The sequence below is a fragment of the Pseudoalteromonas xiamenensis genome (genome assembly GCF_017638925.1).
Lineage (GTDB): Bacteria > Pseudomonadota > Gammaproteobacteria > Enterobacterales > Alteromonadaceae > Pseudoalteromonas > Pseudoalteromonas xiamenensis.
The window spans coordinates 334,155-355,353 of sequence record NZ_CP072135.1 but is presented as its reverse complement, the minus strand read 5'-3'; the positions used below and the strand labels follow the sequence as shown (position 1 = coordinate 355,353).

The following is a 21,199-nucleotide window of genomic DNA, read 5'->3' as shown; positions in this document are numbered from 1 at the left end:
AAATGAGGTGCATCATACATTTCGCTTGAGGCTTCGACGCCCCTTATTGGCCAATTTGAGTAACTGTTGAAACTTTGGACATTCGGCATGACTGGGCGCGTTGCAGTTTGCCGCATGTTCTAAGCACCGTTGAATTGCCGTTAAATGCTTAATGTGGGACGCAATATCATCTGCTTTTTGTAAAAGCATTGCTTTGTCAACTTCATACTCTCCATTTTTGAGTATCATCGATTGAATTTCATCTAACGAAAATCCAGCCTGTTGGCCTAAGGAGATAAAATTCAATCGTTCGAAAACCATTGGCGTGTATGTGCGCTTTAATCCAGCTCGGCCAACGGACCTAATTAGACCTTTCTCTTCATAATAGCGCAGCGTCGACGCGGGTATGCCTGACTGTTTCGACAACTTTGAAATATCAATAACGCTCAAACTCAGCTCCAAGTAATATCCTTTTCGAATAGTACGTTATCGGATTGCCTCAATTTGAGCAACCACTGCTCTACTCGCCGGTCAGCATCGAGTTTAAATCTAATAGCAAGCGTGTTTGATCTGTCTCTTCAAAAACTTGTGCGATTTTTCGATGTAAGTCGAATTGCAATATCAATGTTGATTGCGTGCCTATCCATTTTAGTTGACCCACGCATTCGTCCCCAACAAGGCAAAATTCACCGTTAAACGCAGGGTGCAAATTACGCAGTTTTATTAACGCCATCAGACCACTTACAACATGCTTATCGAGGTGTTGCAGAACACTTTCTCGAGTTAAATATGGACGGTTGATATCTCGACCCACATTCGTTTTACCGAGTAAACTCATATCATTTTCAAGCGCCAATAACCCTCCATAATAAACCTGAGGAACTCCGGGCGCGAAAAACTGAATTGCACGGGCGAGTAAATAATCCCACTCATTCTGAGCCAAGGCATCGAAATAACTGCAATTTACCTGATACAAATCGACATTGCTTGCCGCCGCGCCAGTCGCTTTACGGCTTTGTCCTTCGCTGTTTTTATGGATTGTCTCGACTAGATTATCAATTTCATCCGCATTCAATAGACCGGGTTTAACCCCCATTGGACCTGCATCAATAATCCCTATTCCATCGTGAGTGTCTAACACGGTTAGGCAATTTCTCGGTGCGATGTCCAACCAATGAAATAAAGCAGTGACATTTTTGGTAAACAACGTATGCAAAATCAAAGGAGGTAAAGCAAAATCGTACACGCGGTCAACTCGACTTGCTATGTCAATTTGAGTTTGAAAGTGACTGTGTATTTCAGCAACTGTTTCCATACCCAATTCATTCGCTCGTTTTGACAACGCATTAATAAACTCAAAGGTTTCGTCAAGCATAAAGCAACTTGTATTAGCCTTTTTTATGGCGTATCCCGCGGCGTCTAATCGGATAATTTTTACGCCATTGTCGGCAAAAAGTGCCAATACTTTTTCAAGATACGCCTTGCCCGCAGGACTATTCACATTAATGTCAATTTGATTGTCTGTGAACGTAGTCCAAAATTTCACGACCGTGCCGTCCGCTAATGTTTTATTTGAAAAACAACTGCCTGGCCTTGGGCGATAAATCAATTCAGCTTGCTGCGATGTAATACCCTCGGGGAACACGTCACTTTCTTTTAAAAATAAATCCCAATATGGGGATTTTTCACCTTTGGCTAATACATCTAGAAATTCTGGAGACTGAGCTGACATGTGATTCACAATCAGGTCCGCCATGACCTCAACTTCCTTTGCGAAAGACTTAACGTCATGCCAAGCGCCTAATCTAGCATCCACTTCACTGTGATCAATTGGGTCGAATCCAGCATCGCTGCCATCAATGGGGTAGAAGAACGGCAGTACGTGCGCACCAGAGAATAACCCTTGAAGCTCATTTTTCACTAAGGATTCCAAAGTGTTAAAACCTCCGCCGGATAATCTATCTACGTAGGTGATAAGCTGGACTTGATTTTTCATGCTGATTCGCTCACAGTTAAACTAGACTTAATCGATTAAGTTATATATTTAATCAGTCAGTCAGATTATTCAAGCTATTTATAAAAATAAATTTTGTATCGCGTTAGGCTATTGAAATTAAGTGCTAAAGTCTAAGTAAATGCATAGACATGTCGCTTATTACGCCAACGTCACAACCTGAATAGAGGTCGCAATGCAGCAGGAACAACCATTACATTCCGTTCAAACAATACGTTGGCTGACATACATGATGTTTTTGATGTTCGCTATGACATCCGATGCCGTTGGCGTGATCATTCCCAGCTTGATAGATAACTATCAACTTACTATGACGGAAGCCAGCGCTTTTCATTATACACCGATGATCCTGATTGCATTTAGCGGATTGTTTCTCGGTTTTCTCGCCGACAAATTGGGTAGAAAAATCACCATTCTGCTTGGCTTGAGCTTATTTTCAACAGCGTGCTTTTGTTTCGCTCTAGGCGACAGTTTCATTGTCTTTGTTTGCCTACTTGGTTTAATTGGACTCGCCATTGGTTTATTCAAAACAGGCGCACTTGCTTTGCTAGGTGATATTTCCACATCAAGTCACGAACATACGAAGACAATGAATCAAGTTGAAGGCTATTTCGCTGTAGGCGCCATCATTGGTCCTGCAGCGGTTAGTTATATGCTTGCACAAGGCATTAGTTGGACCTATTTATACATTTTGGCTGGCGCTTTATGCTTTTTATTGATTGTTTACACGACTTCAGTGCAGTTTCCTGTACTTCGCTCACACCCGCAAAGTGCGCCTAATTTATCCAAAACCTTTGAGGCAATGAATGACCCAATGGCTTTATTATTTTCGAGCGCGATTGGACTATATGTCGCGACGGAAGTTGCCATTTATGTTTGGATGCCAACCTTACTTTTAGACTACAAAGGGGATTTGGTCTGGCTTGCAACCTATGCGTTAACCCTATTTTTTGTGCTAAGAGCTGTGGGCCGTTTCATGGCCGTTTGGCTCCTAAATCAGTGGAGCTGGCAAAGTGTTCTTTTGTGTTTGTCCTTGGGTATTTTTGTTTGTTACCTAGCGACTTTGTTTTTAGGCGTCAACGCTGCGGTCATCGCACTCCCTTTATGTGGATTGTTCATGTCGATGATTTACCCAACGTTAAATTCAAAAGGCATTTCCTGTTTCCCCAAACATCAACATGGTTCCATTGCTGGCGTTATTCTCTTTTTTACCGCGGTTTCTGCCGCATTGACCCCGCTTTTAATGGGTGTCGTCAGTGATGCATTTGGGCATGTAAAGTTTGGTTTTTATCTTGCCACAGGCTTCGCTTTTGCCCTGTTCGTGCTGATGTTAATCAACTGGGTTAAGGATCCGTCCAAATCTAAGCTGGAAATCGCCAATGAACAGCAAGGTTAATTTTTATACAACTCAAGTGGTTATAAAATAGTTTGTAAAATTCATGAAAATAATATTGCAAAGCGATGAAGTTTTGCTAACTTACTTAATCGATTAAGTTGAATTGAGAAACGCAGCAAGTATCTCAGGTATAACAAAGACGAGGCACATTACATGACAACAATAAAACCTACTGTGTTTGCGCTAAGCGCGCTCACACTCGCAATGAGTTTCAATGGCCAAGCGCAAGAGCAAGCCACAAACAAAACTCAAGATGAATTTGAAAAAATTATTGTAACCGGTGTGCCCAAGCGCACAACGGTGATGGAATCCAGTGTCTCGGTCAGTAGTGTTTCTATTGAGCAAGTCAACATCGCTACGCCGCGTAGCACGGCTGAAGCATTTCGTTTAATCCCTGGAGTGCGTTCAGAATCAACAGGTGGCGAAGGAAACGCGAATATTGCCGTTAGGGGCCTACCTGTTGCCTCAGGTGGTGCAAAGTTCTTGCAATTGCAAGAAGACGGGTTACCTGTTTTGCAATTCGGCGACATCGCATTCGGTAATGCCGATATTTTTATGCGCCTAGATAACACAGTACAAAGCATTGAAAGCATCCGTGGGAGGCTCTGCATCGACTGTTGCAAGCGACGCTCCTGGTGGCATTATCAACTTTATTTCTAAAACAGGTGAGAGCGAATCAGGCAGCGTTGCATTTCGTGCAGGCCTTGATTATGACGAAACAAGAACCGACTTTGAATATGGTGGCTACCTGTCAGATTCTGTTCGTTTTCATTTGGGCGGTTTCATTCGACAAGGCGAAGGTCCCCGTGATACTGGCTACACGTCGAACCGTGGCGGCCAAATCAAGGCTAACCTAACCAAAGAATTCGATAAAGGCTATGTCCGTGTTTACATCAAGCATTTGGACGACAAAAGTACGGGCTATTTACCCATGCCAATGCATTCAGACGGTTCGTCATTACCAGGATTTGACTCACAAAAAGACACACCCCACTCCGCTTTCTTCCTGCAAACTGCCGGTTTAGGTCAAAATAATGAAATTCGCCAAGGGGACATGCGAGATGGTATGCATCCGGTCGTAGACAGTATTGGCTTTGAAAGTCGCTTTGACCTTGGCAATGACTGGACGGTCGAAAACCGCTTGAGGAAATCAAACGTTAGCGGCACGTTTATGTCACCCTTTCCTGCGGAAGTAGCAAGCTCTGAATCAATAGCACAAAGTATTGCAGGCAACGGAGCGACGTTGGTTTATGCTAATGGACCAAGTGCTGGTACAACATTTAACAGCGATTTACTAATGCGAGTTCACACCTTTGACGTCAAAATGAATGATTTTGGCTCACTGATGAACGACCTTAAACTCACTAAAACAATTGGTGATACAAGCTTCACATTTGGTTACTTCCTTTCAAATCAATCCATAGATATGTCATGGTTGTGGAACTCCTATCTTCTAGAGGTTAAAGGGGATAAAGCAGCACTCATTGACGTGTATGCGGCAGACGGCACCGCTTATTCTGATAATGGCTTATACGCCTACGGTACACCATATTGGGGTAACTGTTGTCAGCGAAATTACAACACGGACTATGATACAAAAGCGCCTTACTTTGCTGTTTCCACAAAGTTCGACAACATAACAGTCGATGCGAGTGTGCGCCACGACAGTGGTGAAGCCAAAGGCTATTATGCGGGCGCAACCATTGGCAGTGTTGATATCAATAATGATGGTGTTATTTCTAAACCAGAAGAAGCCGTCGCGGGAATTGAAACCGCAAACGTAAGTCCAGTGAACTACGATTGGTCATACACGAGCTACTCGGTCGGCGGAAACTATCAAATTAATCCCGACCAAGCCATTTTTGTCCGCTACAGCAAAGGTGCCAGAGCAAACGCTGATCGTCTTTTATTTGGCAAAGTACGCGCTGATGGCAGTGTTGCAAAAGAAGATGCGATTGATGAAGTAACGCAAACTGAACTGGGTTTCAAACAACGCTTGGACAATTTGCGCCTATTTGCGACGGCATTTTTCGCGAAAACGGAAGAGCAAAACTTTGAAGCGACAACACAAAAATTCTTCGACCGCCAATACGACGCAAAAGGAATAGAACTCGAGGCGCAATACTTCGTCGGTTCTTTCGATATACGCGGCAACATGACGTGGACAGATGCCGAAATTTCGAAGGATGCGCTCACACCTGAAGTCGTTGGCAATACACCTCGACGTCAAGCCGATTTTATTTATTCACTGATGGCTCGTTACAACTATGACAGTGGTGCAGCTGGACTTACCTTAATTGGTACCTCAGGCGCATACGCTCAGGATAACAATGAGCTGAAGTTTGATGGATACACGCAAGTAAATGGATTTGTTAGTTACGACCTGTCAACTTCGTTAAATTTATCGCTAAACGTAAACAACTTATTCAACACGATTGGGATTACAGAAGCGGAAGAAGGAAGTATTCCAAGCAACGACATCATCCGAGCGAGGACAATTAACGGACGTACCACCTCGCTTACATTAAAGTACGTATTTTAGAGGGTAAAGTGATGACGACACTCACTTGTTTTGGCGAACTCTTGATTGACATGTTACCTAGCGAAAATGGCACGTTTAGCCCCATTGCGGGCGGTGCGCCTGCCAATGTCGCGGTTGGCTATCGCAAACTTGGTGGGCTAAGCCGTTTTATCGGTGGACTCGGCGATGACGCATTTGGCGACATGCTTCGTAAAACCATTGCAACTTATCAAGTCAATGATGAGCATTTGGTTAAAATCGAAGGTAGTCAAACGGCGCTAGCCATGGTCGCACTTGATGAAGCTGGTGAGCGTCGATTCAGCTTTTACCGAACCAATACCGCGGATTTGCGATTTCCACTCGCTGAATTAAAAAAGGTGAGTTGGCCAAAAGAAGGCTTATTCCACTTTTGTTCAAACACACTTTCAGAAATTCACAGCGCGTACACCACGTTAGCGGTTCTTATCACCGCGAGACAAAACAATCAGATCATAAGTTTTGACGTCAATTTGCGTCAAAACTTATGGCAAGAACTGAGCATTTTGCCTGAACGCGTTGAGCATTGTTACCATTTCGTGGATATTTTGAAATTCAGTCACGAAGAGCTGGCATTTCTTGCTGAGCAAAAATGTATTTCCGAAGACCATTACATTGAATGGATTTTCGCCTCTTTTCCCGTAAAGATAATTTTAATTAGCAACGCAGAAAAGCCGTTGCAAGTGCACATGCGCAGTTTTTATCGCGAATTACCCGTGCCGAACATCCAAGCTGTTGATACGACCGGTGCGGGCGACGCATTTGTTGCCGGTTTTCTGTTTTATTTAAGTCTTGTGTCCACCAGCGTGGAAAAAGCGCTTGGCCTCGTTATTGAAGATAAACGATTCGTTAAAGAGGCGACCCGTTTTGCCATCCAATGTGGTGCGCATACTTGCCTAAATAAAGGCGCTTGCCCCTCTATGCCTGACTTAAAAGTGATGGAACATCATATCACTCCCTTCGAAGCAAATGCTTCGACCCTTTAAGGAATAGGTACGTATTGGCACTCTGGATGAGTGCCATTTTTATTGGGACTCTGAATATGCACAATTTACAGAGTTCACTCTACTCTACCCTAATTGGTGTGAAAAATTTATTCGCGTTTTAGGAACTTAATCGTTAAATGTCCTCTAAAGGCTGCAACTTCCCGCTTGTTTCGCTACAATGTAGTGGTAAGTAATACAATTGGAACGACTGAATGTTGAGAGTGTGGTTGAAGTTTTTAATTGCTTGTATTTTGTGCTTTTCTTTTACTTCCAGCGCAAAAGAATCTGATTTACATGAACTCACTATCTCTAAACTTCAGTCTCTACGTTCGACTCAAGCTGTTACCTATGAGCAAGTAGTACAGTATTACCTTAATCGAATAAAAGCGCTCGATCCTAAGCTTAACAGCGTCGTCGCGATAGACCCTAACGCCATTGCCATTGCTAAGCAAAAAGACCTTATTTTTAATAAAGGAAATGCCACAGGTATGCTGTTTGGTGTGCCTATACTGGTCAAAGACAACATCGACGTTGCCGGTCTTCCTACAACCGTTGGAGCAAAAGCCCTTTCTCAAAACATCGCCAAAGCGGATGCGTCTATCATCGCCAAACTAAGAAAAGAAGGGGCGATTATTCTTGGTAAAACCAACCTATCGGAATGGGCGAATTTTAAGTCCATGCAAAGCAGCAGTGGCTTTAGTGCAATTGGTGGTCAAACCCGCAATCCATATAATCTTCAATACACACCTTGTGGCTCTAGCTCTGGTAGTGCGGTTGCCGTGGCTGCAGATTTAACCCTTATTGCCATCGGCACTGAAACAGATGGGTCTATTCTTTGCCCTGCTTCCATGACTGGCATTGTTGGTATAAAACCGACCAATTATAAAATTTCTAAACGCGGTATCGTGCCACTGGCGAAGTCTCAAGATACGGCTGGTCCTATGGCTCGCACCGTTGAGGATGCCACGTTGGTATACAGTGCAATTACCGACGACATTTCCGTTTCACTCACTTCAAATGTGGACTATAAATGGCTCTCTCTCGGTCTGCTCAATTCAATGCAAAGCTTCTACTCAGAGCATATGAGTGCGTTGGTTGAAACGTTGGACAAATTCGCCATACGCGGCACAAAAATCTATAACCACCTTCCGTTTGAACAGCGCGATGTGTTGATGAATGCAGAAATGGAAGTGTTGATGTTTGAATTTCAACGAGACATTAATGACTATTTGTCTAAACAGTCTCACCTTCCTGTGAAAAACCTAGAACAACTCATTTTGTTTAATAAGGCCCACGGTGACACTAAACAAGATTTGCTAGAATCCGCCAATGCCTTTACAGACAAAGATAAATATTCTCTTTCACAAATTATTGTGCAAGAGTTTGCGCTTCAACAACTTAAGAAATTACAAGAAAAGTACAAGATTGATGTTTTCATGGCACCCACCACAGGGAAACCATGGAAAATTGATGAAGTGAACGGTGATTCGTTTACGGGCAGCAGTACATGGTTAGCAGCTATGATCGGGGGTCCTGCGGTTACGGTCCCCCTTCAGATGATAGAAGGCATTCCGTCTGGCCTGACTTTCTTCGGATTGCCTGGCGACGATGCAAAAGTACTCGCTGTTGCCGCACAGTTTGAAAAACTCGTCCCAGCTCGAGTACCTCCAGCTATTTAACGTGTTGTGTACTATCGCTCAGATACAGCGTCTAAATGGGTTTCCGTTTATCTTGTGTTAGGAAGATGGTAAACATTACGCTCTAGTCCGTCGCTAAACCTCGCTCGGTGTATTATCTCGCCACCAAGTTTTTCAACTAATGCTCGAGCTGCGTTGTTGTTGTCATTCATATACGTTTCAACTCGCTCCCAATGCCATTGATTATATGCATGGTCAATCGCGCACAACGAAGCCTCGGTCGCAATCCCCTGCCCCCTAAATTCAGGTAAAATCCACCACGTGAGCTCCCTTGGCCAGCCATAACCTTGCCAAAAACCACAGGTACCGACTATCGCTTGTGTGTCTTTACACTGAATAACCCAAACACCAAACCCTAATAACGTCCAAGAAGTCCACATCCGCTTTTAGTCTTGCCCAAACAAGTTCTTCACTAATCGGTCCGCCATACATTTTTGAGGCTATTGCGTCGGTATAAAATTGTCGATATGCATCAAAACAATCCAGACTCGGCGGCCGTAAATAGAACCGAGTCGTCTCAAGAGTTGGGATCAAAATAATACGTTCCTTTGTCTTCGAAAAGTTTTAAGTTCAGACTATGTAAAAACAGCATGACTACTTCGCAACTAAAACCTTAATCATGTTTTTCAACGTCGGCTCGTCTAATCGGTCGTACACCATGGTCACATCGAGTTTACCATCGCCATTCATATCTTGTGCTTGGATATTGCCACCCGCCTGAGGCACGGTCGTTTTAACACGTTCACTGCGACTGAATTTACCATCTTTCATGCCAAATCGAATACGGATCTCTTCGTTATTTGCGGTAAGCAAAAGATCTTTGTAGCCATCACCATTAATGTCAGCGACTGCAACGAGAGGCTCTCCAGCTCGACCTTTGCTCAAACTAAAATGCATCTGTGTTTCATAACTGCTGTTTGGTTTTTTATCAAAGCCTTGATTTTTGTTTAGGCGATAAACCAGCACATCTTGATCAATACTACCAGACAGAAGCGCAGACACTATCTGTGAAACGCCTATCTCAAAACTCGATACAATGACTTCTTTTTTCTTATCGCCGTCAATGTCTTCCAAGATTAGTCCTGTTAATGTTCCTTCTGAAGCAATCGTCGTATCAGGCTTGTCTGAAAATGACAGTACGCTGTCATCTAGTTTACCGTAGTAAAACTCATAGTCATTTTGTCTGTCGAGTGCACCTCTGCTTCGAGTAAACCGGACGACCATATCCGGAATGTCATCACCATTAACATCTGTGATTTTTTCCACAACACGATGACTTAAATTACTCTGGTCTTGTGAATTTCCAGAGTCGTCCAATAAATCCCACCAATTTACGCCATAAATGGTTTCATTCACTTTAATTCGGTGCTCCCGAATGTGATTTTTTTCGATTGTAAATTGGTTAACGTGGCCTTGTTCTGTGTAAAAAATAAAAGGTTGTTCCCCGTTGACCTTCGACGTAGATGCTTGTTGTACCTCTAAGTCGCGACGAACAATTGAGACCATACTCGGAATGTTTAGGCGATGGCGTTTAAGCTCAGCATCCTTCTTACTTAACCAAACAGTCAAATAGTCGAGATTAGGCAAAGTAATATCTGCAATACCATCCTCATTCAAGTCATCAATGAAATCAATTCGACTTAGAAAATTACTTTTTTGTACTCGGTAAAATGAATCGACCTCTTGATACAGATGCAAGCGATTCGGCTTTTTGTCTGCGGGAAACTCATAGGAGGCTACGTGCTCACGGCTCAAAAAGAACAAACTTTTTGTTTTTTCCGTACTTGAATCCAACGTATCAATGGCGAAATACTCTTTACCAATCGCGAATGAGTCCAGTACAGCAAGTTTTCCCTCCACGATCCCCACAACACTTACTTGATGTGCGTTGCTTAGTCCGCTGCCCACAATAATCAATTCCTTGCCAGGATTAGGCGCAACATCGGCGAGTAACGGCGGTTGACTGACGGCGTAAGGTAGTGAGAGTTCTAGCTCTTTGAAAAATGGCGACTCGGCTGCAAAAACGCTGTTTGCGACAAAGCCACTGGTTAACAAAGTCAAAATACGTGCGATAGACACTTTTTTGCTCCATGTGCGGTTAATGTGTTTTAAGAACCACAAGTGATTGAATAAGTTCAACATCATTTAGTTTGAGCAACCTACTGTGGCTGCGCATAAATTTTCATAGGCTGTGTTCGCTCGCTCTAATCCTTGTTGCCTTGCCTTGTTAAACCAATAAAGCGCCCGCTCAACATCTTGCTTGCCACCGGAACTGTCCCTTAGCATCTCGGCTAAATTAAATTGCCCCCAGCTGTCACCTTCGTTCGCAGCCTCTTCAAATTCAAGCCGAGCCTGTTCCAGCTCCCCTGTTTGATAAAAACGAATGGCGCGTTGGTTATTTTGATTTGGTTTGTCAGTGTGATAACTCAATGCGAGCCTCGGTCGTTGCCGAACTATTCCGCCCATGACAAAAATATCGACAGGCCGATGTGCCTCGTATAGCGCACCTGAGTCAAAGTTGGCTAGTAGTTCCTTCGTGGTCCATGTCTCAGGCATCGCTGAAAAATAGCCATCTATCATCAATTGGTTTAATTGTATCCCGCGCTTAATGTCTCGATATTTGTTGTAGCTATAGCGACCGACTTTGAACGTGACCCTGTCATCCTTAACCTCGGTGACCTGATAGATTTTGAACTGTTGCTGGTAGTTAACATCCGGTGTCAGTTTACCTGCATCCACTATGTACACATCGTGTACCATAGGTGAGTCGATGACATCTAACTCCTGTTTTCTGGCATCAGATTGTTTTTGAACTATCCATCCAATGAAAACGAGGACGCAGATAACGCCAATCCCTCGTTTGTATTTTGACATACCTTCCGTTAGCCAATCATGGGCTACAAATAACACGTTCATTTCAAATCCACACTGCCTTTTGTTAAAGCTTACCGAATTAACATGGCTGGCTCAAATCCCTTAAATTTACTTAATTCATTGTTTTATATTGCATTTTTAAAAATGTAATTTTTACTTACAAAATGCGAATAGGCTTGATATGTTCTTCACGTTAGATTTGTTAAATATTTGACAACGGAAAGAAGAGAATAAAAAAATGAATCGTGTAGTTAAATGGATAGGTGGCACAGTCGGTGCTGCTGTCGTATTAGGTGGGAGTTTCGCGGCCCACGAGTGGTATGCAAAAAAGCCTTTTTATTTTAACAACCTACTAAATAGAGAGACGATTAAAATTGCGTTTGAAAGCCCCGAGACGCTTACATCTCTGGGATTTTTGGAATCTATTGGCATTAAAGGTCACAATGCACTGCTTGATGATGCGAGCGTGGAAAATGGTCATGCACTTTTTCAAAAAGCGAAGAAATTAAAAGCCGCGATTGATCAGTATGATGACGTAGAACTTTCCAAAGATGAACGCTTATCAAAACGTATTACGCTTTATCTTCTGAATTATCTAAACGATACAGAGCCATACCAATACCATGATTACCCGGTCAATCAGTTATTTGGTGTACAAAACGGTTACCCTAGTTTCATGCAAGGTCAACATCAAATTACTGACAAGCAAGACGCTGAAAACTATATATCTCGTTTAAGTCTTGTCGACGAAAAATTCGCGCAAGTGTTAGAAGGCCTCAAAATACGTGAAGAAAAAGGCATTATTCCGCCAAGGTTTGTGATTGTGCGAGTATTGGAAGAAATGAATAACTTCATTTCACAGCCGACAAAAGAAAACATTCTATACAGTTCATTTGAAGAAAAGCTTTCAAAAATAGATGGCCTTGATCCAAGCGAGAAGGAACGGCTGTTATCTGAAGCTCAAACGCGCATTGAAGATGATGTCACACGGGCGTACCAATCGTTAATTAGCTATTTCACAACACTTGAAGAGAAGGCTGGTACGGACGATGGTTTTTGGCATCTTCCGAATGGTGACAAGGTTTACGCCAACGCGCTTAGATTCTTCACGACAACGGATTTGACGGCAGATGAAATCCATCAAATGGGTTTGTCAGAAGTCGACCGAATTCAAAATCAAATGTTAGAAATTTTATCTTCGCAAGGCTATGACACCTCATTGGGATTCAAGGCTGCAATGGACCAACTTGTTGCAGATCCGAATAACTACTATGAAGACAGCAAAGTAGGTCGAGCGCAAATTCTAGCGGATTATCAGGCAATTTTAGACGAAATCAACAAAGGCATGGATGAGGCATTTCGCATTCGGCCGAAAGCCGGTATGGAAGTTGTCCGTATCCCTGAGTTTAAAGAGAAAACGGCGCCTGGTGCATACTACGAGCCACCAGCAATAGATGGATCAAGACCTGGTCGTTTTTACGCTAATCTTTATGATATTAAGGCTACACCTAAGTACAGCATGCGAACCCTTGCTTATCATGAAGGTATTCCGGGCCACCATTTTCAAATTGCGGTGGCAATGGAACTAGAAGGCATGCCTTTAATCCGACGCATTTCACCTTTTACAGCGTATATTGAAGGTTGGGCGCTTTACGCCGAACGACTCGCTTGGGAAATGGGTTACCAAAGTAACTCGCTTGATAATTTAGGCCGTTTACAAGCGGAGCTATTTAGAGCAGTGCGCTTGGTTGTTGATACCGGAATTCATGCTAAGCGCTGGACAAGGGAAGAAGCCATTGATTATATGGCGAACAATACTGGTATGGCACTTTCTGACGTGACAGCGGAAATTGAACGTTACATCGTGATGCCAGGTCAGGCTACCTCGTACAAAGTGGGCATGATGAAAATCTTAAGTCTCCGCGAAAAGGCGAAAATGGCGCTAGGAGAGAAATTTGATTTAAGAGACTTCCACGATGTCGTACTAAAAAATGGTGCAGTGCCTTTGGCGGTACTTGAAGAGTTAGTTAACGACTATATTGCTGAAAAACAACAAAGTTAAATCTCTTAGTTAAATGACCACCTTGTGTATGTTGCTTCACATGTCGCTCTCCCAAGGTGGTTTCCTACTTTTCTTTCCCACCATCATTGCCAACGCTCAACCGAGATTCAATGTGTTACTCCGCGTAATTCCATCGAAGCCCTACAACGACACCTTTTAGTCACCTAACGACCATAAGCCCGTTCCGCTACTCGCCCAATCTACCTTTCTGTTTCGAAAATAAGCGCTATAGTAAAGGAGACGTAATGGATAAATTTTCAGGATGATTGGCTTGATGTTGTATATGCGCATGTTCGTATTATTGGCATTGTTCTTAAACCAAGCTTTTGGTCGTGAACAAATTGAAACCTCGGGGTACAATCCTTCAGATCCTGTGCCGGGCATTTCTGTGGCCGTTTCATTAACCCCTCTCTCATCACCCTTTTTTATAGCGGAAGAACTCGGCTTTTTTACACAACAAAACGTCAATGTAAAACTGCTTCCTTGTCAAGGGGGTGTGGCCTGCGCCGAAATGCTCTTTAACCAACGAGCGGACTTAGCAACATTCTCCGATTCGGTTGTTATGTTTCAAGGTTTTAAATCGCCCGTGTTTTCGGTGCTCACGACCTTTGTGAGGACTGACAGTGATTTGCGTCTCCTAACATTGAAAAAGAATGACATAGCTTCAGTTGCCCAACTCGCCGATAAAAAAGTCGGAGTCGTCAAAGCCAGCGCGAGTGAATTTTACATCGACTCAATGCGTATCTCTCATGCAATAGATAAAAGTCGTATTCACAAAGTGTACTTAAAACCGGATCAGCTAGGTAATGCACTACAGTCAGGACTGGTTGATGCTATCTCCGTTTGGGAACCTTGGGGCCACCAACTTGAAGTGAAAGCCAGCCAAAATGTCGCTGATCTAAGCCTTAAAGGTATTTACAGTTTATCGTTCAATTTAAGTACACTGACGGAGTCCGTCGAAAAACATAGAAAGGGTTATTTGCGCGTACTCAGCGCATTGGAAATGAGCATTAACTGGATGACTGACCATCCGGACATGGCCAAGATCCTTATTGCTAAACGATTAAATGTTGAATCCATGGAACTTGCCGAAATGTGGGAAAGCTACGCGTTCCGTTTATCGCTAAGCAACTCGTTACTGTCAGAACTCCAACTACAAGCACGCTGGGCAAAAGATGAAGGGTTGGTAAAGGGGCCTGCACCAAAATTTAGGAACTTGATTGATAACTCATTCCTCAAACAGTTAGCTGAAATGGAGCATGCCGGACCATGATTAATTCCATTTCAAAAAAGCTGACCGCATTATTTATCTGTTGTGCTTTACTTGTCACCGTTACCAGTATTGCTTTATGGAACATTGGCTTTGAGCAAACCAGTGCAAAACAGCAGTTTGAAAACATAACCAACATCCACAAAGGAGTCGATTTACTCAGAAGCCAGCTTTGGACATTCTTGCAGTTTGGTGATCGTAAAAGTTTGCAACGAGTTAAAACCGCACAACTCGATTTAGAACAATTATTACAAAAGTATTCGTTGTCGACCTCGAACCTGAAAACACTAAGACGGTTGAATGAAAATCTTGCACAATTGGTAAACCATGAGCAGTCACTTATCATCAAAGACGTCATTGATAGTCAAAGCTCCAAGTTGTTCGTCGACGCGCGCTTATTACTTCACGCCAGATACAATATTTTAATGGAAGAAATGGCAGAAACGCTGATTTATGAACAGCGACAACTGGTGCGTGTCAGCGCACAGGAACAGAATCGAAGTCTATGGAAAACCAGTTTGCTGCTTGTGACCTTCACCTTGGTACTCAGTCTTATCGCACTGATCATTTTGAAACGTTTTAGACATGGGTTTGCAGTCATTTCTGATGGCATTGAGAAGCTTGCGAAGGGCGATCTCGTTAGCCGTTTGTCCTCACCAAATCGTGATGAAGAATTCGTTGAATTGATTGATGTTTTTAACCAAATGAAAGCGTCTCTCCAAAAGTCGACCGTGACCAAAGAAGAACTAGAACGCGAGGTGCAAAAGCAAACGGCTTTGCTTCAAGAACAAAAAGAGCGATTGCGATTTTTATCTGAACGAGACCCCCTCACAGGGATCTACAATCGCAGGGCTTTTAACGCTCAACTTGACCAAACGGTTGCTCGCGCGAGTCGCGCTGAACTTTCCCTTGCTGTGCTGTTTTTTGACCTCGATAAATTTAAAGAAATCAATGACAACAAGGGTCACCAAGCTGGCGATGAAATTCTGGTGCAGATCGCTAAACGACTGCAAAACAACATTCGTCGTTCCGACTTTTGCGGTCGTTTTGGCGGGGACGAATTTATCGTGTGTTTAAACCTCGAGAAAGATTACAGTGGTGTTCTGACTAAATCCCAAGAGTTGGTCGAAGCGTTGTCACAGCCGATCCACTACTGCAATGAGCTAATTCGCGTTGACGTGAGCATTGGCATAAGTCTCTATCCCAAAGAAGCACAAGACCCTGAAACACTTATAAAACTTGCTGATGAAGCGATGTATCAAGCAAAAGAGGTCGAAGGCACACACTGTTTTTGCAAAGCACTATCCCCATCACCTAAGCGTAAAGTTCAGTAAAAATAAAACCAATGGCGCAAATAAAAACAGCGCCATTAGCAATCTAAACATCGGCTCAATTATGCTCGTTCAACAGTACAGCAGAAACATCCAGGTCCCGCAAAGTGAAGTTGTAAATAAGATGCATCTGTTTGACCAAGCTGCTTTTGGATTTCTTCTGACAACTGAGTCCCTTCCGTAACCGAGTGGTTGACCATGATATTTTTTGTATTGTAAGCCCGAACTGATAGTAAGCGACTTTGCAACATACTCGGAATTTGGTTTACCTCAAAATGGGTCGACTCTGCACCTTCACGCACTAAAATTGTCCCCATCGCTTTATAAGGCGACTTCACGTTATGATGCCAATAAGGAAGAAATAGCACTCGTTCGCCTTTTTTCGCATCAGAAAGTGTGACACGACATGGATAGCCCGGCTCTTCCTCAACGTCAATCCATTTTGCATCCAGTAAACTCAACTCGCGATCTGTCATTTGCATCAATGGTAGAAATTCTTCTGAAGGCAGCGACTTTATACGAAAGTTCACACTCATAATTTGATCCTTATCCTGTCCTTTTACACCGAGTTAAACGGTGAGACGAGCACTATTATTATTTGATAATTCCAACGACATGGGCCTAGCTGACAATCACATATTCGTTGATACAGGCGAAAAACCATCAACGATAATCATGCCTTTAATTTTTATCAGCTCGTTGACCTGTATCAGTTTTAGGGTAATTCCAACTATTCGGAGCTGTTTTAGCAGTAAAAAGTGAATGGTGTATGAACTTTAAATGACAAATTAAAAATGATGGACATACCTTGATCTAGATCCCAAAGGTGTTGTGACTTAAGTTTGTATTAATTCGGATGAATACTGATAGCTGAAGCCGCTTGTGGAAGGCTAACGGGTAATGCGGGTCAATGCGCATGTGTTCCAATGACCACACACGCATTGCAAGAGCGTTGAATTAAAGTTTATCCAGCCACGTGTCAGATGCCGATTCGCTTAATCGATAGAAACGTCTGCGTAACCCCATTTGTCCAACCGAAACCTTGCTGAACTAAATATTCCCCGCCACTTGCCCGTATGCCAAGTTCACATACATTGTATTTTTCGAGCAAACATCCATGACGCTTAAAATCCAGTTCGATCATCGAAAGCCATCGATGCATCACGATTCTAGCAAGTGGCACTTTACCGAATCGAACAAGACCACTCACTGCAAACCACTGTAGAGGAGCTCAACCATTTGGGCTATCCCACTGTTCATGGGTACGATTAAGTGTGGTCACGAGGCCGCCTTGCTTTAAGAAATCGCGCTCTATTCGCAAAGACATGTCATGCGCCTGTGTTTCATCCGCAATTTCGGTAAATAACATCACCACCGCAGCAAGCGACAATACCGGCGTACGCCTCGTATTTTTGAAGTCAAAATCCATGAACCACTTTTGCTCAGCATCCCAGCAAAACTCTTGTAATGCGTTCGCTCGCTGTATGGCCAATTCATCAAAATGTATGGCTTCAGCGTGACGATGCAGAGCGTTCAAACAGTGGCTGATTTGCTTCTCTAACATGTAGAGCAAACCATTTAAATCAACTGGCACGCGTTTGGTCGTCGCAATGGTCGAAAGCGAGTGTTCATCGTCAAACCAGCGAGAGCTAAAGTCCCATCCAGATTCACAAGCAGCACGTACTTCTCGGAAAAATTCCGCCTTTTGTTCATCGGGAAGTCCACTTGCCAATTCCATGTCCTCACGAAATGATTCTGGCCGAGGCGTTGTTTCGTCATCCCAATACCGATTCAATAGCGTACCAGATGGCATTCGTACCACCCGATTTACCGCTGGCCTCAATTCAGACACTTCTTGAGAGCCATTCATCCAAAACTGATACTCACTGACAAGCGCCTTCGTTACCTTGTCTAGCCACGTTTTATCTTGAGAATAAACAGGCCACAACAGCTGCACCATGAGCGCGGTAACAGGCGGCTGAGAACGAGACAAATAATAGCTGCGATTGCCGTTCGGCACGTGCCCAAATGTATTGATAAGTGCGATGAAGTTATCAAGCATTGCCGCCACAAGCTCAGACCTTCCCGCATCCATCAATCCTAGCGCCGTAAAGTAGCTGTCCCAATAGTAGATTTCATTGAAACGTCCGCCAGGCACGATGTAAGGATGAGGTAAAGGTAAAAGACTCCCCTCGCCCTGCGTTCGTTGAGGTCTTTCTAATCGCGTCCAAAGTTCTGAAATATAGTCTTTAACCGTGCTAAATTGTGGGAGTTCTTCAAGTTCAGGCGATTGCGGAAAACCAAAGTGATTTTCAACAAATTGTTGTAAATCCGTTGGTTTTTGGTGTTCGAACGCCTCAATGGCGTGTTGCCAGCTTACTTTCGGAATTGCATCCGCAAACGTTTTGCAGTCTTTAAAGATATTCGAGCGTTGAACCGCTATAAACAACTCGCTGTGTTCAAATTTCATTCTCAAACTTCCTCTGTGTAACGTTCATATCGAGTGGTTTGACGGTTGAAAAAAAACAGCGTAATAAGGATACCGATTATAGGAATAAGTGCACCATAGAATGCCTGTTGACCACCAAATTTTTCAAACACAACACCTGTTAACATTGAACCCGTCGCGCCACCTAACGCTGAAAAAACCACAATAAGCCCTGTCATAGCAGCATGTTGATGTTTTTCTAGACTACTCAACATGACCGAATTAATTAGCGGGTAAATAGGGGCCATTAAAAAGCCGATCATTGGCATTAAGTACGCAGCTAGTGGGGCATCAAATACTGAATGAATCACACGCGGTTCAATCGAATGCGTCAGTGGCAACGTCAGCAAAATGAGGATTGCCATGCCGAACAAAGCGCAATTTAAAAAAGGATACCAACTCACCTTTTTTAGGATTTGCCCTGCGCACAAGCGCCCAAGCGCCAAACTGGCAGCAAATAGACTCGTGAGTTGGACACTCACATCGACTGGTAAGTGAAGAATTTCATTGTTAAATGTCGGTAACCAAGAACCCACGCCTTGCTCGATAAGCACATATAAAAATGCACTTAAAATAAAGACAAGCACTAGCGGCTTAAACGTCAGTTGCAACATATTAAAAAAAGCGTCTTTATTAGAGACGTTCTTTGGCAATTTGGGTGATTCAATTGAGGTCGTGAACACTGTTAATGCCACGACGCCAATCATCGCAGCAAGCAGATAATAGACATTTAACCAACTAGTCTGCTCACCTTGTGTTTCGAAAAATGCGGCGAAAATCCAGTAACCTGAAAGCACTCCAACCATGAATATCCCTTCGATGGTGTTCAGTAAACTTGAATGCGCTTTTTTATCATCCGTGATCTGGCCAATTAACGCGTATACCGCGACTTTGACCACTGCAAACGCACTGCCAATCGCAGCAAACATCAACTTAATTGCCCAAAAATGTCCGATATTTGGAATAAACGTCGCAACCAAGCCAACTAAACTAAGTGCGCACAGTAGCGCAAACTTGTAACCAACCCTTGGTATAAACGAGGCGACTAGAAAAGACACGATAGCAATGGGTATGTCTTTAAATCCTTCCAGCGTTGCGGCTTGTGTTTTTGTTACGCCAAAAGTCTGAATGGATTGCAATATTACGGTCCCTACGCTGTTTAGCAAAATAGCAAACAGGAAGTAACACATCGCAATGGCAAAGATGATTCTTATTCTTTTCATTGTCTATCTCATGAACAGTTACTTCACTCAGTCTAGCCAGACTTTTAACTCAATGCAAACGTTTGCATTTAATTTTAGAAATCGGCAGCTATTTCATTTCGTTATCTGGATTCAATGGTTAAATAAAAAATAGTGAGAAAGCTAAGACAAAGGTGAAACCACTCGTCCTTATTATTTCTAGTTTATTTTTAATGACTTAGCTTGACTGTCGCTGGATAAGAGTAATATCAACTTGTTCTGACTGAGGACTTTCGCCGGCCAATTGCTGCAATAATTTTTGCACCAAAAGTTCTGCCGCTACTTTGGTATTTTGTGCAATCGTCGAAAGTGAAGGATGGCTAATGTCGGCCATCGCAATATTGTCAAATCCAACAATACGCACATCATTGGGCACACTGACATACCTTTCTTTTAACGCTTTCATCGCACCGAGCGCAACCATATCTGAACAGGCAAAGATCCCATCAAAAGTTAGACCTGATTCTCTAAGCTTTTGATTTATAATTCCATATGCGGCGTCACTGGTAATATCAATTCGAACTAGCTCCGCCTTCGCGTGGTGTGCTGTTTCGAGGGCAGCAAGAAAACCACGATACCGCTCACCCAGTTCTGCATGCGCAGGTTCGCCAAGAAACAACAACTTAGATGCACCTTTATTGAGTAAGTGCTCCGTGGCGGTTTTACCTCCAAGAAAGTTATCACTACCAACAATAGGGTAATTGCTTTGTGTTTTAGGATCCCCCCAAACTACCAATGGCGTCCCTTGTATTGCGGCTCTTTCAATTTTTTGCTGCTGCTTCCCTTGCCCAACAACAATCAAGCCGTCTGCCCTTCGACCAGAAATAAAGTAACCATGCCAATCATCTCCAGCCATATACGAATTAGACAAAAGCAGTTCATAGCCTTGCTTATTAACGGCAAGATTGATGTCACTCACCACTTTGAGCAAAAAAGGATCATCTATCGACTGCTCGGTTTCTTTTTCTAAATTAATGATAACCGCAATGACATTGGTTTTTTGCAAGCGCAACCGAGAGGCTGCTGCGTTCAAGCTAAAATTATGATCTTTAGCCAGTTTTTGAATTTTTTCGCGAGTTTCTTGTTTGATCAAAGGATTGTTATTTAATGCCCGAGAGGCGGTAGAGGTCGATACGCCAGCCAACTTAGCAAGACTTGCCAACGTTACTTTATTTCCTGACATACCACTCCTTTTGACCTTAACTACTTGGAATAAAACAGCTTCATTTTAGTGGGTTGGTGACAGATGGCAATCATTAAAACGAATTGTTTCATTTTTGTGCTTTTATGCGCAAAAAATTGTT

The 21,199-nt window shown here is 43.1% G+C and carries 14 protein-coding genes and 2 pseudogenes; 7 read left to right on the top strand and 9 right to left on the bottom strand.

Annotated elements, in window-relative coordinates; genetic code table 11:
- Positions 1-12 precede the first annotated feature (12 nt).
- Complete coding sequence (locus J5O05_RS19340; RefSeq protein ID WP_208845244.1) at positions 13-429, bottom strand: helix-turn-helix domain-containing protein; 417 nt, start codon at positions 427-429, stop codon at positions 13-15.
- Between the two features lie 70 nt (positions 430-499).
- Positions 500-1,975: a sucrose phosphorylase gene (gtfA, locus tag J5O05_RS19335; protein ID WP_208845242.1), complete on the bottom strand. Its 1,476-nt coding sequence runs from the start codon at positions 1,973-1,975 to the stop codon at positions 500-502.
- Positions 1,976-2,168: 193 nt separating this feature from the next.
- On the opposite strand from gtfA, the gene J5O05_RS19330 reads away from it, so the two are divergent.
- The 4 genes and pseudogenes from J5O05_RS19330 to J5O05_RS19315 all read left to right on the top strand — a co-directional run bounded on the left by J5O05_RS19330 (position 2,169) and on the right by J5O05_RS19315 (position 8,611).
- Positions 2,169-3,389: an MFS transporter gene (locus tag J5O05_RS19330; RefSeq protein ID WP_208845241.1), complete on the top strand. Its 1,221-nt coding sequence runs from the start codon at positions 2,169-2,171 to the stop codon at positions 3,387-3,389.
- Positions 3,390-3,542: 153 nt separating this feature from the next.
- A pseudogene (locus J5O05_RS19325) lies at positions 3,543-5,931 on the top strand (TonB-dependent receptor domain-containing protein).
- An 11-nt stretch (positions 5,932-5,942) separates the two neighbouring features.
- Positions 5,943-6,932 carry a carbohydrate kinase family protein gene (locus tag J5O05_RS19320; protein WP_208845239.1) on the top strand — a complete coding sequence of 330 codons (990 nt, stop codon included), beginning with the start codon at positions 5,943-5,945 and terminating at the stop codon, positions 6,930-6,932.
- 212 nt (positions 6,933-7,144) lie between these two features.
- The gene (locus tag J5O05_RS19315) at positions 7,145-8,611 is read left to right on the top strand and encodes an amidase family protein (RefSeq protein WP_208845237.1); all 1,467 of its coding nucleotides are present in this window, start codon (positions 7,145-7,147) and stop codon (positions 8,609-8,611) included.
- Between the two features lie 47 nt (positions 8,612-8,658).
- Here the strand turns inward: J5O05_RS19315 and J5O05_RS19310 are convergent, their stop codons facing one another.
- The 3 genes from J5O05_RS19310 to J5O05_RS19300 form a co-directional block, all read right to left on the bottom strand.
- On the bottom strand, positions 8,659-9,009 hold the full coding sequence (locus tag J5O05_RS19310; protein WP_244370178.1) for a GNAT family N-acetyltransferase: 351 nt from the start codon (positions 9,007-9,009) through the stop codon (positions 8,659-8,661).
- A 214-nt stretch (positions 9,010-9,223) separates the two neighbouring features.
- Positions 9,224-10,774 carry an FG-GAP repeat domain-containing protein gene (locus tag J5O05_RS19305; RefSeq protein ID WP_208845235.1) on the bottom strand — a complete coding sequence of 517 codons (1,551 nt, stop codon included), beginning with the start codon at positions 10,772-10,774 and terminating at the stop codon, positions 9,224-9,226.
- Entirely contained in the window at positions 10,775-11,545 is a 771-nt protein-coding gene (locus J5O05_RS19300; protein WP_208845233.1) for a tetratricopeptide repeat protein, read from the bottom strand. It abuts the gene before it with no gap.
- Positions 11,546-11,741: 196 nt separating this feature from the next.
- Here J5O05_RS19300 and J5O05_RS19295 point away from each other — a divergent pair, with 196 nt between their 5' ends.
- From J5O05_RS19295 to J5O05_RS19285, 3 genes are all read left to right on the top strand, one after another.
- The gene (locus tag J5O05_RS19295; RefSeq protein WP_208845231.1) at positions 11,742-13,565 is read left to right on the top strand and encodes a DUF885 domain-containing protein; all 1,824 of its coding nucleotides are present in this window, start codon (positions 11,742-11,744) and stop codon (positions 13,563-13,565) included.
- 274 nt (positions 13,566-13,839) lie between these two features.
- Positions 13,840-14,838, top strand: coding sequence for an ABC transporter substrate-binding protein (locus J5O05_RS19290; protein WP_244370177.1), 999 nt, complete (start codon positions 13,840-13,842; stop codon positions 14,836-14,838).
- The gene (locus J5O05_RS19285; RefSeq protein WP_208845229.1) at positions 14,835-16,169 is read left to right on the top strand and encodes a GGDEF domain-containing protein; all 1,335 of its coding nucleotides are present in this window, start codon (positions 14,835-14,837) and stop codon (positions 16,167-16,169) included. Before J5O05_RS19290 ends, J5O05_RS19285 begins: the two co-directional genes overlap by 4 nt.
- Positions 16,170-16,228: 59 nt before the next feature.
- Here the strand turns inward: J5O05_RS19285 and J5O05_RS19280 are convergent, their stop codons facing one another.
- The 4 genes and pseudogenes from J5O05_RS19280 to J5O05_RS19265 all read right to left on the bottom strand — a co-directional run bounded on the left by J5O05_RS19280 (position 16,229) and on the right by J5O05_RS19265 (position 21,078).
- Positions 16,229-16,702, bottom strand: coding sequence for a DUF1203 domain-containing protein (locus J5O05_RS19280; RefSeq protein WP_208845227.1), 474 nt, complete (start codon positions 16,700-16,702; stop codon positions 16,229-16,231).
- A 443-nt stretch (positions 16,703-17,145) separates the two neighbouring features.
- Positions 17,146-18,636 (bottom strand): annotated as a pseudogene (locus J5O05_RS19275) (trehalase family glycosidase).
- A gap of 2 nt (positions 18,637-18,638) precedes the next feature.
- Positions 18,639-19,877 carry an MFS transporter gene (locus J5O05_RS19270; RefSeq protein WP_208845225.1) on the bottom strand — a complete coding sequence of 413 codons (1,239 nt, stop codon included), beginning with the start codon at positions 19,875-19,877 and terminating at the stop codon, positions 18,639-18,641.
- 196 nt (positions 19,878-20,073) lie between these two features.
- Complete coding sequence (locus J5O05_RS19265; protein WP_208845223.1) at positions 20,074-21,078, bottom strand: LacI family DNA-binding transcriptional regulator; 1,005 nt, start codon at positions 21,076-21,078, stop codon at positions 20,074-20,076.
- Positions 21,079-21,199: the final 121 nt, after the last annotated feature.